The organism is Bacillus sp. 11C (assembly GCF_055486375.1).
This window is the reverse complement of the sequence record NZ_JBUPVZ010000003.1, coordinates 305,190-319,297: the sequence shown is the minus strand read 5'-3', so window position 1 is coordinate 319,297 and position 14,108 is coordinate 305,190. Positions and strand designations below refer to the sequence as shown.

16 protein-coding genes and 1 tRNA gene are annotated in these 14,108 nt (G+C 41.6%); 13 read left to right on the top strand and 4 right to left on the bottom strand.

Annotated features, from left to right (window positions below):
• Positions 1-8: 8 nt before the first annotated feature.
• From ACY3LV_RS06650 to ACY3LV_RS06625, 6 genes are all read left to right on the top strand, one after another.
• Complete coding sequence (locus tag ACY3LV_RS06650) at positions 9-212, top strand: YqgQ family protein (RefSeq protein ID WP_333561582.1); 204 nt, start codon at positions 9-11, stop codon at positions 210-212.
• 17 nt (positions 213-229) lie between these two features.
• Positions 230-1,195 (top strand): glucose kinase GlcK, encoded by a 966-nt coding sequence (gene glcK / locus ACY3LV_RS06645; protein WP_333561583.1) that lies wholly within the window; start codon positions 230-232, stop codon positions 1,193-1,195.
• Between the two features lie 115 nt (positions 1,196-1,310).
• On the top strand, positions 1,311-3,227 hold the full coding sequence (locus tag ACY3LV_RS06640; protein WP_148962058.1) for an LTA synthase family protein: 1,917 nt from the start codon (positions 1,311-1,313) through the stop codon (positions 3,225-3,227).
• Between the two features lie 81 nt (positions 3,228-3,308).
• Entirely contained in the window at positions 3,309-4,439 is a 1,131-nt protein-coding gene (locus ACY3LV_RS06635) for a M14 family metallopeptidase (protein ID WP_464863583.1), read from the top strand.
• 68 nt (positions 4,440-4,507) lie between these two features.
• Positions 4,508-5,563, top strand: coding sequence for a YqgU-like beta propeller domain-containing protein (locus tag ACY3LV_RS06630; RefSeq protein ID WP_148962057.1), 1,056 nt, complete (start codon positions 4,508-4,510; stop codon positions 5,561-5,563).
• 2 nt (positions 5,564-5,565) lie between these two features.
• A complete protein-coding gene (locus tag ACY3LV_RS06625; protein WP_148962056.1) occupies positions 5,566-5,880 on the top strand; it encodes an MTH1187 family thiamine-binding protein in 315 nt (104 codons plus the stop codon).
• A 31-nt stretch (positions 5,881-5,911) separates the two neighbouring features.
• On the opposite strand, the gene ACY3LV_RS06620 is transcribed toward ACY3LV_RS06625, so the two are convergent.
• Entirely contained in the window at positions 5,912-6,085 is a 174-nt protein-coding gene (locus ACY3LV_RS06620) for a DUF2759 domain-containing protein (protein ID WP_148962055.1), read from the bottom strand.
• A 155-nt stretch (positions 6,086-6,240) separates the two neighbouring features.
• On the opposite strand from ACY3LV_RS06620, the gene ACY3LV_RS06615 reads away from it, so the two are divergent.
• Complete coding sequence (locus ACY3LV_RS06615) at positions 6,241-6,876, top strand: MBL fold metallo-hydrolase (protein ID WP_333561586.1); 636 nt, start codon at positions 6,241-6,243, stop codon at positions 6,874-6,876.
• Positions 6,877-6,915: 39 nt separating this feature from the next.
• Here ACY3LV_RS06615 and ACY3LV_RS06610 read toward each other — a convergent pair whose 3' ends face one another.
• Positions 6,916-7,161, bottom strand: coding sequence for a DUF2626 domain-containing protein (locus ACY3LV_RS06610; RefSeq protein WP_003226300.1), 246 nt, complete (start codon positions 7,159-7,161; stop codon positions 6,916-6,918).
• A gap of 232 nt (positions 7,162-7,393) precedes the next feature.
• On the opposite strand from ACY3LV_RS06610, the gene mgsR reads away from it, so the two are divergent.
• Positions 7,394-7,771 (top strand): transcriptional regulator MgsR, encoded by a 378-nt coding sequence (gene mgsR, locus ACY3LV_RS06605; protein ID WP_087990709.1) that lies wholly within the window; start codon positions 7,394-7,396, stop codon positions 7,769-7,771.
• Between the two features lie 66 nt (positions 7,772-7,837).
• On the opposite strand, the gene ACY3LV_RS06600 is transcribed toward mgsR, so the two are convergent.
• Positions 7,838-7,908, bottom strand: a tRNA-Gln gene (locus ACY3LV_RS06600).
• Positions 7,909-7,996: 88 nt separating this feature from the next.
• On the opposite strand from ACY3LV_RS06600, the gene ACY3LV_RS06595 reads away from it, so the two are divergent.
• The gene (locus tag ACY3LV_RS06595; RefSeq protein WP_464863562.1) at positions 7,997-8,836 is read left to right on the top strand and encodes an STAS domain-containing protein; all 840 of its coding nucleotides are present in this window, start codon (positions 7,997-7,999) and stop codon (positions 8,834-8,836) included.
• 58 nt (positions 8,837-8,894) lie between these two features.
• On the opposite strand, the gene ACY3LV_RS06590 is transcribed toward ACY3LV_RS06595, so the two are convergent.
• On the bottom strand, positions 8,895-10,223 hold the full coding sequence (locus ACY3LV_RS06590; protein WP_464863561.1) for a hemolysin family protein: 1,329 nt from the start codon (positions 10,221-10,223) through the stop codon (positions 8,895-8,897).
• A 143-nt stretch (positions 10,224-10,366) separates the two neighbouring features.
• Here ACY3LV_RS06590 and ACY3LV_RS06585 point away from each other — a divergent pair, with 143 nt between their 5' ends.
• The 4 genes from ACY3LV_RS06585 (at position 10,367) to comGB (ending at position 14,103) form a co-directional block, all read left to right on the top strand.
• The gene (locus ACY3LV_RS06585) at positions 10,367-11,320 is read left to right on the top strand and encodes a magnesium transporter CorA family protein (RefSeq protein WP_333561589.1); all 954 of its coding nucleotides are present in this window, start codon (positions 10,367-10,369) and stop codon (positions 11,318-11,320) included.
• A gap of 62 nt (positions 11,321-11,382) precedes the next feature.
• Positions 11,383-11,793 carry a CBS domain-containing protein gene (locus tag ACY3LV_RS06580; protein WP_333517117.1) on the top strand — a complete coding sequence of 137 codons (411 nt, stop codon included), beginning with the start codon at positions 11,383-11,385 and terminating at the stop codon, positions 11,791-11,793.
• 215 nt (positions 11,794-12,008) lie between these two features.
• Positions 12,009-13,079, top strand: coding sequence for a competence protein ComGA (gene comGA / locus ACY3LV_RS06575; RefSeq protein WP_333561591.1), 1,071 nt, complete (start codon positions 12,009-12,011; stop codon positions 13,077-13,079).
• Positions 13,066-14,103 (top strand): competence type IV pilus assembly protein ComGB, encoded by a 1,038-nt coding sequence (comGB, locus tag ACY3LV_RS06570; RefSeq protein ID WP_464863560.1) that lies wholly within the window; start codon positions 13,066-13,068, stop codon positions 14,101-14,103. The genes comGA and comGB overlap by 14 nt, the downstream gene beginning before the upstream one ends.
• The last annotated feature ends 5 nt before the right edge of the window (positions 14,104-14,108 follow it).

Below are 14,108 nucleotides of genomic sequence, written 5' to 3'. Positions count from 1 at the left end.
GAGGAAAAATGAATACATTTTATGATGTGCAGCAGCTGTTAAAAACGTTTGGCCACATTGTTTATTTTGGAGACAGAGAGCTTGAAATAGAGTTTATGCTGGATGAATTAAAGGAATTATACATGAACCACATCATTGAGAAGGAGCAATGGGCCAAAGCGGCAGCTGTCCTTCGAAAAGAATTGGAACAAACAAAAAAACGAAAGATGTAAAGGCTAAGGTGATAAAAATGGACGAGATATGGTTTGCAGGCATTGATCTGGGAGGAACGACGATTAAACTCGCTTTTATTAATCAATATGGTGAAATTCAGCATAAGTGGGAAGTCCCGACTGATAAAACCGGCGATACCATTACCGTTACGATTGCAAAAACAATCGACAGCAAGCTGGATGAGCTGCAAAAACCGAAGCATATCATTAAATACATCGGAATGGGCGCACCAGGTCCTGTAGATATGGCGGCAGGAATCGTTTATGAAACAGTAAATCTGGGGTGGAAAAACTATGCTTTAAAGAACCATCTGGAGACAGAAACCGGCATCCCGGCTGTGATAGAAAACGACGCGAATATTGCTGCGCTCGGGGAAATGTGGAAGGGAGCGGGTGACGGCGCAAAAGACGTCATTCTCGTGACGCTTGGCACAGGAGTTGGCGGCGGCATCATTGTAAACGGTGAAATTGTACATGGCATAAATGGCGCCGGCGGGGAAATTGGCCATATTTGCAGCATTCCTGAAGGCGGAGCGCCTTGCAACTGCGGAAAAACGGGCTGTATCGAAACAATAGCGTCCGCAACCGGGATTGTAAGAATTGCAAAAGAGAAAATTGCAGATGCTAAGCAGACGACACGTATACAAGCATCTGAACAATTGTCAGCGAGGGATGTATTTGAAGCGGCGGGTGAAAATGACGAAATTGCCCTTGAAGTCATTGATTATGTATCCGAACACCTTGGTTTGGTGCTCGGAAATTTGGCAAGCTCGCTTAATCCGTCAAAAATCGTTCTGGGCGGCGGCGTTTCGAGAGCTGGAGAACTGCTGAGATCAAAAGTCGAGAAAACATTCCGCAAATGCGCGTTTCCGCGGGCGGCAGAAGCGGCTGATATTTCAATTGCTACACTTGGAAATGATGCCGGCGTTATCGGCGGCGCTTGGATCGCTAAAAACGAATGGATGAAACACCAAAATTGTTAAAATTGTGTAAATGAAATTGATTTTTTGTTATGTTCAGGTTAAGATTTAAATTGATGTGATAATGAGAATGTTAGGAATAGACTGATTTTTTGAGCGTGCTGCATAGGAGGTTGAAATGCGAAAAACGTTTTTTTCGAAGTTTTCATTTATGCTGATTGCCATTTTATTGATGTGGCTGAAAACGTATGCTGTTTACAAAACCAGTTTTCATATTAAAATCGACAATCTAACGCAGGAATTTATTCTGTTTATCAACCCATTGAGCTTTTTGCTGTTCATTTTTGGCTTCAGCCTGTTTTTAAAAGGCAAAAACAGAAATCGTTACATGATTGCGATGAGCTGTCTTGTCACGTTTGTATTGCTGGCAAATATGGTTTTTTACCGTTTCTACAATGATTTCTTAACGATTCCTGTTCTTTTTCAAACGAGCAATATGGGTGATCTCGGAAGCAGCATCGGAACACTTCTAGAGCCGACAGACCTCCTATTGGCTGTAGATATTGCGGTTTTAATATGGCTTCACATTGGGCAAAAAGCTTTTCAATCGGACATTCCCTCCACGAAAAATGAACGGGCGGCATATTTTCTGTTTGTTGCTTCTGTTTATTTCTTCAATTTGGGCTTGTCTGAAGCAGAAAGACCTCAGCTATTGACACGTTCATTTGACAGAGAAATGCTTGTTAAAAACATCAGTTTGTTTAATTTTCATATTTACGACGGTGTTCTTCAGTCGAAGCAGTCTGCACAAAGAGCCTTGGCTGACAGCAATAGCCTGACGGAAATTGAAAACTACGTAACCGCTAATGCGAAAGACGCCAACAAAAGTTTATTCGGCGCTGCAAAAGGAAGGAACGTCATTCTCGTATCCTTAGAGTCGACGCAAAGCTTTGTGGTCAATGAAAAGGTGAATGGAAAAGAAATCACGCCTTTTCTGAATGACTTTATAAAACAGAGCTACAATTTCAATAATGTTTACCACCAAACCGGCCAGGGGAAAACATCGGATTCTGAATTTATCGTGGACAATTCACTGTATCCGCTTGGACGAGGCGCCGTGTTTTTTACAAATGCAGGCAACGAATACAGAGCCGCACCTGAGATTCTGAAAAACAGCGGTTACTATTCAGCTGTACTTCACGCTAATAATAAAAGTTTTTGGAATCGTGATTTAATGTATGAATCGCTTGGATATGATTCTTTTTTAGATAGTGATGCCTATGATGTAACTGACAAAAATTCAGTCGGCTGGGGACTGAAGGACAAAGAATTTTTTGAGCAATCTTCAGAGCTGATGAAAAATCTGCCTCAGCCGTTCTACTCGAGGCTGATCACACTGACGAACCACTTCCCTTTTGATCTTGATGAAGAGGACAAATTGATTGATCGATATGATTCAAGCAGCCAGACGCTAAATAAATACTTCCCGACAGTACGCTATCAGGATGAGGCGCTGAAACGGTTTATCGAAAAGCTGAAAGAAGACGGATTATACAACAACTCTATTATCGTATTATACGGTGACCATTATGGTATATCGGAAAACCATAATGAAGCGATGGGGCAATTTTTAGGGAAAGAGATTACACCATTTGAAGAAGTACAGCTCCAAAAGGTGCCGCTTGTCATTCATATTCCCGGTATTACTGATAAAAAGCCGCAAACCATTGAAACAGTAGGCGGACAGATTGATATCAGGCCGACGCTGATGAATCTTTTAGGAATTGAAACGAAAGATCAAATTCAATTTGGCAATGATCTGCTTTCAGAGGAAAAAATGGACTTTACAGTGCTCCGGGACGGAAGTTTTATCACGGATCAGGTTGTATATACTGACGGTGTTTGTTATGACAAAGAGACCGGTAACCCGCTAAAAGAGGCAAAACAATGTGAAGCATTTGCTGATAAAGCGAAACAGGAGCTGTCACTTTCTGATGAAATCATCTATGGTGATTTGTTGCGTTTTTATGATCAGAAAAGGCTGGACAATTCGTCAAAACGAAAAGAAAAACAAATGCTCGATCAGGCATCGTAATCACAATGTCTCCCCCAACAAAGTGGCGGGAGGCTTTCTTTTTTTAAACACGCTGTCATATAGTAACAAAAAAGGGGGATGATGATGGCGTTTATTACGGTGAAACCTGAGATCAAGCACAACTTGACCAGAGTGGCGAGAGAACTGAAGATAGACGAGGAACTGCTTAAAAGCGCAAATTGCTCCGCACAGAAGCACCAATTGTATTGTCCAGGTTATTTGATTGAAGAGAATAACGATAAGGAGCTTCAAACCATTCAGGAGATCAAGAGCTTTTTACAGCCTCGGCAGCTTGATCTTTCTGATAACTGGATAGAGCAAGAAAAAATCTATGATGATGCAGGTGTTGAAAAGGAAGTAAAGAAGATTATTGATGTATTTCCCTTTGTTTCATGCCGAAAAATTGGCCGTTCTGTACTTGGCAGACCAATCTGGGAGCTGAAGACAGGTGGAGAGCATGCTGTAAAAAAGGTTCATATGAACGCCTCGTTTCATGCGAATGAGTGGATCACCACGTCTGTCCTGCTGAAATGGTTTAAGGAATACTGCATGTCATTATGCTGCAACTCGCCTTTCTTCGGCTTTTCTCCCATGAAGCTGTTCAGCAGCACATCTCTGTCTCTCGTTCCTCTTGTCAATCCGGATGGCGTTGATCTTGTCTTGAACGGATCAGAAGGCATGGGAACCAGGAAAGAAGAGCTCGAACGGCTAAATGGCCATCGTCCGAATTTTAATGAATGGAAGGCAAACATAAACGGCATTGATTTAAATAAACAATTTCCGTCATTATGGGAAATTGAGAAACACCGCAAACCGACAGCACCGACCTACCGCGATTTTCCGGGAATCACTCCGCTTACGGAACCGGAATCCATCGCGATGTACCGTCTGATAACGGAGAATCCGCCTGACAGACTGCTGGCCCTCCATACTCAGGGAGAAGAAATTTATTGGGGCTACAAAGGCCTTGAACCTGAAGAATCTGTTGCAGTCATAAAGGATTTTGAGAAGTTAAGCGGGAACATTTATAAAGGGATAAGGGATATAGACAGCTATGCGGGATTTCGCGATTGGTTTATTCACTATTATTTTAAAGAAGGATATACGGTGGAACTTGGAAAAGGTCAAAATCCTTTGCCATTTCAGCAGTTTTCACATATTTATAATGCGACAAACGGCATTTTGTGGAGGTCGCTATTTTTTCATGAGTAACTGAAAACTTTTTCTTTTTTCTGTCGCAGCAAATATGCGACAATAAAGATGATCGGAGGGGAAGGCTGATGAGATCAGTTTGTTTCATTCTGCTGTCGGCTTTGCTGTTTAGTTTAACGGCATGCGAACCATCTCATCAGCAGCAAAAACAAGCATCGGCGGCAAAAGATGAGGAAAAAGACATCATTCCGCTTTCCGCGGAAAAAGCGGACGGAGCTGAAGGCTGGCTGAATAACAGCACAATTTTATATACCGCGTCCGATCCGACGAAAACAGAGCTTTTTTCGTACCGCATCTATACCGGCAAAGCGAAAAAGCTTTATCGGACGGATGGCCAAATCGTTGATGTTCAAATCAATCCGAGAAAGCAGATGATTCTGCTGCAAGTTACGCACAGCCAAAAGACAGCAGTGGTTTTGCTTAATGCAAAAGGAGAGACACTTTACCAAAAAGAATACGAAACGTATGAGCTCGAGGCTGCCTGGAACCAGTATGATCCTTATCAAATGATGGTTACGGTATTCTCTGAAAACTGGGATTTCCATACATATCAGGTGAATGCCAAAAAAGACGAGTCTTCCTTAAGTCCGGTACAGGTTCCATTTATTCATTGGACATCCAAAAATACATTTGGTTATGTAAAAGAGGGAAGAGAGGATAAGTCAGGGCCTTTATATACGTTCGATACGGCCTCCAAAACGGAAGAAAAGCTCGAGGATGATGTTCTTTTCTTTGATTCTTTCCATCAAATGAGTTTTACTGTCAAATCAGCTTCCGAACAAAAAGGGACGTATCAGTTTAATACGCCGCAAACAAAATCGCCAGTTACAGCGGAATGGCCGCTCCAAACGAAATATACAAGTTTGGCTCCGATGGAGTATGATTATGATGAAGCAGAAGGCCTGTTTTATACGTTTAAAGAAAGCGGCGATGCATATAAGCTCGCAACTGTAAATGTGGCATCGGGAAAGTCGAAAGACCTTTTCTCTCTGCCGGAAATGGAGCCAATACAAATTTCTCCGAACGGGAAATATGCGTTATACGGCTTTCATTTTGAACGGATCATTTTATTGGAATCACATGAAATGAAGCAACTCATCATTGAACAAAAGGAGATGGAATAACGATGGCTATCGCAGATGTAACCATTATCCCAATCGGAACGGAAACACCTAGTGTGAGTGCTTACGTGGCCGATGTCCAAAAAATTTTAGAAGGATATCAAGCAGAAGGGAAAATCAAATATCAGCTGACACCGATGAACACGCTGATCGAGGGAGAACTCAGTGACCTTTTCACAGTTATTCAGGAAATTCACGAAGCACCGTTTCAAAAAGGGTTGCACAGAGTGGCAACAAACATCCGAATTGATGACAGACGTGACAAAAAAACGACGCTTGAAAGCAAAATAGAAAGTGTCAATAAACGTTTACAGCAATAAAAACAAACCTGTATCCAATGGGATACAGGTTTTAATGTGCGGTTGGATAACCGCTGTTTATCACGGTCATCACCGTAAACCAGCCAAAGACAAATAAGGTGGCTCCGGCCATTAAAAATCCAAGTGTATTTCTATTTTTAACAGAACGCAAGACTCCCCATAAAGCGAAAAGAGCGACAAGGCCGAAAATCACGACAAGTAACATTACGCAGCCCCCTTTACATTGAAAAACCTGCAATTCTTTCCATTTTTATTCTACCTGTTTTTTAGAGGTTTGTCGATAGCGTTTTCATTGCGATTGTTTGAATCTTTTTTCAAAAACCCTCATAATAGGAGCATAAAAAGAAAGAGGTGATCATAGTGAAATGGAGACGAATGCCAGTTGGGCCGATTCAAGCGAACGCATATTTTCTCATCAATGATGATCAATGCCTGATTTTTGATCCGGGCGGAGAAGAAAATAAAATCAATCAATACATAAAAGATAAAGGACTGACGCCTTTAGCCATTTTGCTTACACATGCCCACTTCGACCATATTGGAGCGCTGGATGAAGTGAGAGAAAAATGGGATATCCCTGTTTACCTGCATCAGAATGAAAAGAATTGGCTTACGGATGCCTCTTTAAACGGCTCCGGCATGCTGAGAGGGATAGAAATCACAGCTAAGCCTGCAGATCATCTGATTGAAGGAGACGGTGAGCTCAATATCGGACCGTTTCATTTGGAAACATTATTTACGCCGGGACATTCGCCAGGCAGTGTTTCTTACTACGTGAAGGATGCAGACTTGGTGATCTCCGGAGATGTCCTGTTTCAAGGCGGCATAGGGCGTACGGATTTGATAGGCGGCGATCAAGAGACGCTGCTGACGTCCATTCATGAAAAACTGCTTACGCTGCCGGAGCACACGCTGGTGTTAAGCGGCCATGGCCCTGAAACAGACGTGCAGAATGAGCAGGATCAAAATCCGTTTTTAAATGGGTTTTCATTGTAATAAAAGAGACAAACCGATAAGGTTTGTCTCTTTTTGCATTTAATGGCCTCCGCCGCCGGGCACCATAATAAAAATTGAGTAATATGTAAAGCCGGCAAAGAAAATCGTTAAATAAGCGCCAAAAATATAAATATACATGCGTTCAGTTAAGTTCAAATACGATAGAAATACAAATAGGATCGTCTGTCCAAAAAACAATAGGGAAGCATCTTTCATATCACCCAAATAAAACATGACTGCAAAAATTCCCGTCCAAAATCCTAACACCCGGAACATGCGATTCATTTTTATCCCCTCCCGAGAGTCCCTCTGACTGTTATTATAATAGATCACACCTAGAAATGTAAACATTTTCATTATTGTTATACAAATGGAATTTGTTCCTTTGATTGTGTTTTCTATTATATGAATGGTTTTTTAAAAATAATCCGAAAAAAATTTCTTTAAATGGTTTAAATAAAAAATGATCCGGGTAGTTATTCTACAAAGAGATGGTTAACTGAGGAGGAAAAAACGAATGGAACAATTAATTTTTTACTCATATCCAAGCTGCACGTCATGCCGAAAAACAAAACATTGGCTCAAAGCGCATCAAATTGAATTTAACGAACGGCACTTATTCAGAGAAACCCCGACAATAGAAGAATTAAGGTACATTTTATCGTTAACGACAGAAGGTATTGATGAAATTTTAGCGACAAGAAGCCAGACCTTCAAAGATTTAAATCTAAACATCGAAGAGATGACGGTAAATGAGGTGCTGGAACTTTTAATCGAGAAGCCGAAGCTTTTGCGACGTCCGATTCTTGTGGACAACAAAAAGCTGGTGATCGGTTATAATCCGGGAGAACTGTTGAAGCTATCGAAGAAGAAAACGGTTCATCAATCTGCATGATGAAAAACCGAAGATCCGCTGATTTTTATGAATCAGCTTATCTTCGGTTTTTCACCTGTTCAGAAACTGGGCTAGCTGGATTCGAACCAACGATCACGGAGTCAAAGTCCATTGCCTTACCGCTTGGCTATAGCCCATCGAATGTAAACATAGTATGTGCTGAGGAAGACGCATTATACATAGGAAACACATATTTTTCAAAAAAACAGGAGGTAGCTCATTAAGATGATAGCTCTTGATCAGCATGTAACAGAGCACAAAGAAGATATTATCAAACAATGGCTGGAAACTTGCGCGTCAAAAGGAAGTTGGCTGCATTCCGATAAAGAGCAAAAAAAATTAGAACAAAAGTTAAAAGACCAGCATGAATCATTAGTGACCATCGTGGCGAAATCCCTTAGTAAAGCAGAAGACGTAAAGGATGAGCTCAATCGATGGTCTCTTCAATGCGCCAGAGACCGTGCCGTTCATGAAGTGACTGTAACAGAAAGCGTCGGCCAACTTAACGCCTTCAGGCACATCATGTTTAAATGGATTCAGACATTCAGCGAAGCCTCTTCTCAAGAAATCAGCATTCAGGACATTTATGAGTGGAGCCGGATCTTGAATCAAACCATTGATGAGATCATCGAAGTGTTTACTGAAGAATATTCCCAGGTCACGATGATACAATTAAACGCACAAAAAGAAATGATTAATGAATTGAGTGCGCCGATTATGCCGATCTCTGAGGGGATAGGGATTCTTCCGCTTGTCGGTGAAATTGATACGTACAGAGCGAGGACGATTTTGGAGTCGGTGCTGCAGCAGTGCTCAGCGTTAAAACTATCCTATTTATTTTTAGATATTTCGGGCGTTCCCATCGTCGATACAATGGTGGCTTATCAAATTTTCAAAGTGATTGACAGCACCAAACTACTCGGAATTGAGACGATTATTTCAGGAATCAGGCCAGAAATTGCCCAAACTGTGGTGAAGCTGGGTCTGGATTTTTCGAATGTGAAAACCGAGCAAAGCCTTGCTAAAGCCCTGGCCAATAAAGGATTTAAGATAGAAGAATCATGATACCCTGAACAATCACAAATATGTTCATTCTGGAAAAAGCTGGACAGCCTCCCTTGGGCTATTCAGCTTTTTTAACTTCTATAAATAAAATGTGATGGCTGTCAATGTCTTTTACCTTAAAAGAGTAGCCATCGTATTCAATCACACTTTCAGCCTCGGCGTCTATGTTTTGTGTCAGAAACCAGCCGCCCAAGGTGTCCACTTCAGCTTCTGATAAATCTGTTCCAAGCAGGTTGTTTACATCGCTGATTAATAACTTTGCATTTAATAAGTAGTGATTCTTTCCGAGCTCGCGGATATGAGGCACCTCATCCTCGTCAAATTCATCACGGATTTCTCCTACAATTTCTTCGATAATATCCTCGACAGTGACCAAACCGGAAGTCCCGCCATATTCATCAATGAGAATCGCCATATGGGTGCGTTCCTTTTGCATTTTCAGCAGTAATTTATAAATAGGAATTGTCTCAATAACATGGATAACGGGCTGAATGAAAGGTTCAATATGCTGCTTGTTCAGTGAAAAATCTTTCGTCAGCATTGAAAACAGCACTTCTTTCATATTGATTACGCCCATAACGTTATCTTTATCCTCTCTTACAACTGGGTACCGTGTATATTTTGTTTGCTTCACTGTTTCCTGCAGACTTGGGATTGAGTCTTCATCAAGTGACAAACTGACCATTTCATTTCGCGGCACCATGATTTCCTTTGCCATTCGTTTATCAAAGGTGAAGATATTATCCATATACCTTAATTCGCTTTTTCTGATTTCACCGCTTTTATAGCTTTCAGCTAAAAGAACCCGCAGTTCTTCCTCTGTATACGCCAGTTCATGCTCTGATGCCGGCTTCAGCCCAAACAACCCTGTAATCAACCGGGCAGAGTGGTTCAGCAGCCAAATGAATGGAAACATGATCTTATAAAACCAAATAAGCGGTTTGGCAAGCATCAATGTAATGCTTTCTGCTTTTTGAATGGCGAAGCTCTTTGGCGCCAGCTCCCCTATGACGACATTTAAATACGTCACCGCTAAAAAGGCAATGACAAGTGAAAGAAGGTGGGTGAGCGACTCATTCAAGCCTGCTTTATGAAAAAGGGGACGAAGCAAGGTTTGCACGGTCGGTTCTCCCAGCCAGCCCAATCCTAAAGCTGCCACTGTGATGCCCAGCTGGCAGGCTGATAAATATTCATCAAGGTGAGTGATGACATGCTTTGCTGCTTTAGCGCCTTTCTTTCCTTTTGCGACAAGCTGATCAATTCTGGAACGCCGCACTTTTACGATTGAAAATTCTGCGGCAACAAAAAATCCTGTTAACAAAATGAGAATAGCGACTGCTAGTAAATTGACAAATTCCAAAACAACTGCCTTCTCCAAGGAAGGCATGCACCTCCCTTTTCCGATGTCTTTCTATGTTCCATACCACAGGAAAATGCTCACAAAACATGTGTTGAAGCGGCTGACTGGTTTAGCAAGGCCTTTCTTGGGCAATTAAAGAACAAAAGAACAAAAGTTTGGAGGAGCTTGACATGAAGGCACATACGGGAAAGGATTGGTTTTGGTACCAAATGGGGCCTCAGGAAAGAGATAAGGCAAGAGATCTGATCCATTTTTCTCACTGGCCTCAATGCGAAAAGTGGTTTGAAAATAACCATCATATTAACTTTTTGCGTGTGGACACAACTGAAACGGAAAATGAAGCAGTATTTGGCTCAATTGTATATGATCAGGGGCTGGGTGAGGAAAAAGACCATACCGTTTTTCACTTTTATATTACCAGACAATATTTTTTTACAATAAACTTTGATTTTTCGATTTTGAATGGGATTAAGGGAAAACAAGTTGTCCAGCAAATGGAAAGAGCGAATAGTACCATGGAGGGATTTTTGATCCTTCTCGGCGAGTTAATGAATGTGTATCTAATCGGTTTAGATGAATTTGAAGTAAAGCTGAGAAAGCTCAGATGGCAAATCAAAGACGACAATAGCAAAAGCATTTTAAACCGTGTCCATCTCTTGCACCATGAGCTGATGATCTGGAAAAACTTAATCCTAAACACTAAAAAAATTGAAATGGCATTGAAAGAAACCTTCTTGTCTCAAAATGAAGATAAAAAGGTTTATCAGCGGACACAACTTAAAATTGACAGGGGGTTTACATACATCAGTGAATTTGAAGGGGAGCTTAATAGTCTGCTGCATTCAGAGGAAGTCATTACCTCTCACAGGGGAAATGAAATATTCAAAGCGCTGACCATTTTCACGACGCTTTTTACGCCGGTTACAGCACTTGGGGCCCTCTGGGGGATGAACTTTTCAGTGATGCCTGAGCTGAATTGGAAATACGGATATCTCTTTTCGCTCTTATTGATTGGCACGTCTACGGTCCTGATCTACCTCTATTTGAAGAAGAAAGGCTGGACGGGAGATATGCTGCAAGAGGGAAAGAAGAAAAAGAAATCTCAAAAAAGGCAGACACTGTAGGATGTTTCATTTTTTGTGCAGCGGATAAAAAATAAATAGAACACGGTAAAGGAGGAATGGAAATGAAAATAAGAGACATTATGACGAAGAATGTAGAATGCTGTGAACCAACCGCTTCAATCACAGAACTAGCGAAACAGATGAAAGACTCCAATGTCGGTTCTATTCCAGTCTGTGAAAACGACACACTTAAGGGGATTGTTTCTGATCGGGATATTGTGACGAGATGCTTAGCTGAGAATCAGATGGATGCAAAAGCAAGAGACATCATGAGCGCTGACATCGTATCCGGCCACCCTGATATGTCTGCTGAAGAAGCGAGTCAGCTTATGGCAGAGCACCAAATCCGCCGTTTACCGATTCTTCAAAACGAACGAATTGCCGGTATTGTTGCATTAGGCGATCTTTCCGTTGAGAAAAATACAGACCAAAAAGCCGGAGAAGCATTAAGTGAAATTTCTAAATCAGCATAATGAAAGATAGAGGAAAGCAGGCATGATGATCATCATGCCTGCTTTTTCATTAAGAAAAATAATGAAATCAAGGAGGAACATTCAGCTGAAACAATCTTTTCTGTCAGCAGAAATTGATTTTTCGGCATATAACATCTCCGGAAAATCACTTTTTCTCCGTTTGATAACCAGTCCTTATTTTTCTACAATACGCATTGAAAGGAGAGGGAATCAAATTGGATTCAATAGAAACGATAAGCAGAACCTTGATTGAAGAGGCGTATTCAACAAAGGCTTCTGACATTCACATTGTGCCGAGGGAGCGGGACGCCATCATTCATTTTCGGGTAGATCACGCCTTGCTGAAAAAAAGGAACATGAAAAAAGAAGAGTGCGTAAGACTGATTTCACATTTTAAATTTCTCTCAGCGATGGACATAGGGGAAAGGAGAAAGCCGCAAAATGGTTCGCTTACGTTAAAACTGGGAAAGGGAAATGTTCATTTAAGAATGTCAACGCTCCCCACTATTAATGAAGAAAGCCTCGTGATCAGAGTGATGCCTCAATATAATATCCCATCAATTGATAAACTGTCATTATTTCCGAAGACAGGAGCCACTTTACTTTCATTTTTAAAACATTCTCACGGCATGCTCATTTTTACCGGTCCAACTGGCTCAGGGAAGACCACCACATTATACTCTCTCGTTCAATATGCAAAAAAACACTTTAATCGAAATATTGTCACACTGGAAGACCCTGTTGAAACAAGGGACGAGGATGTTCTTCAGGTGCAGGTGAATGAAAAAGCCGGTGTGACATATTCGGCAGGGCTGAAGGCTATTTTGCGCCATGACCCGGATATGATTATTTTAGGTGAGATCAGAGACGCGGAAACAGCTAAAATTGCCGTGCGAGCAGCGATGACGGGGCATTTGGTGCTGACGAGCCTTCATACGAGAGATGCGAAGGGCGCGATTTACAGGCTGCTTGAATTCGGCATCAATATGAATGAAATCGAACAGACCGTCATTGCGATAGCGGCTCAGCGCTTGGTTGATTTAGCTTGCCCGTTTTGTGAAAACAGATGTTCATCGGTGTATTGCCACCAGTCTCGAAACACCAGAAGAGCAAGCGTTTATGAGCTGCTTTACGGAAAAAACCTTCAGCAGTGTATTCAGGAGGCAAAAGGCAATCATGCAAATTACCAATATCAAACACTGCGTCAAATTATTAGAAAAGGAATTGCACTTGGCTATTTGACGACAAACAACTATGACCGGTGGGTTTATCATGAAACAGATTAGAAAAACTTGGCCGCTAAAGGATCAAGCCTTGTTATTAAAGCGGCTTGGTGAAATGATAGCGGGCGGATATACGCTTCTGGATGGATTACGCCTGATGGAGCTTCAGATGAATAAGAGGCAGGTGGCCGACTTGGCTGACGCGGTCACTCGTTTGAGGGAAGGGGCTCCGTTTTATCAAGTATTAAAGAGTTTGTCATTTCATAAGGAAGCCATAGGTATTTGTTATTTTGCTGTAACACATGGTGAATTGCCTGCTTCCATGATCCAGAGCGGAGAGCTGCTGGAACGAAAAATCGCACAGGCAGATCAGCTGAAAAGGGTGCTGCGCTATCCGCTTTTCCTCATCTTTACAGTCGCTGTCATGTTTTATATGTTACAGTCCATCATCATTCCGCAGTTTTCCGGTATTTATCAATCGATGAATATGGAAACCTCACGTTCAACCGATATGCTTTTCGCTTGTTTTCAGCATATTGATCTGATGGTCGTTTTGGCGGCTCTTTTTGCAGCAGGTATCGGGCTTTATTATTGGTTGGTGTTTAAGAAAAAGTCACCTGCCCGGCAAATGCTTATTTGTGTCAGGATACCTTTAGTTGGAAAACTTGTCAGGCTGTTTAACAGCTACTTTTTTTCTTTGCAGCTAAGCAGCCTTTTAAAATCAGGCCTCTCAATTTATGACAGCCTTAATGCATTTAAACATCAATCGTTTCTCCCTTTCTACCGCTGCGAGGCTGAGCAAGTGATTGAACGGTTAAAAGCTGGTGAATCTATTGAAGCCGCTATTTGTGACAGCCCTTTTTATGAAACAGATTTTTCAAAAGTCATATCTCACGGCCAGCTCAGCGGCCGCCTAGACAGGGAGCTTTTCACATACAGCCAGTTCATATTGCAGCGGCTGGAACACAAGGCGCAGAAATGGACAGGCATCCTTCAGCCTATGATTTATGGATTTGTTGCTGCGATGATCTTAATTGTGTATTTGTCTATGCTCTTGCCTATGTATCAGATGATGAATCAAATGTGAAAGGA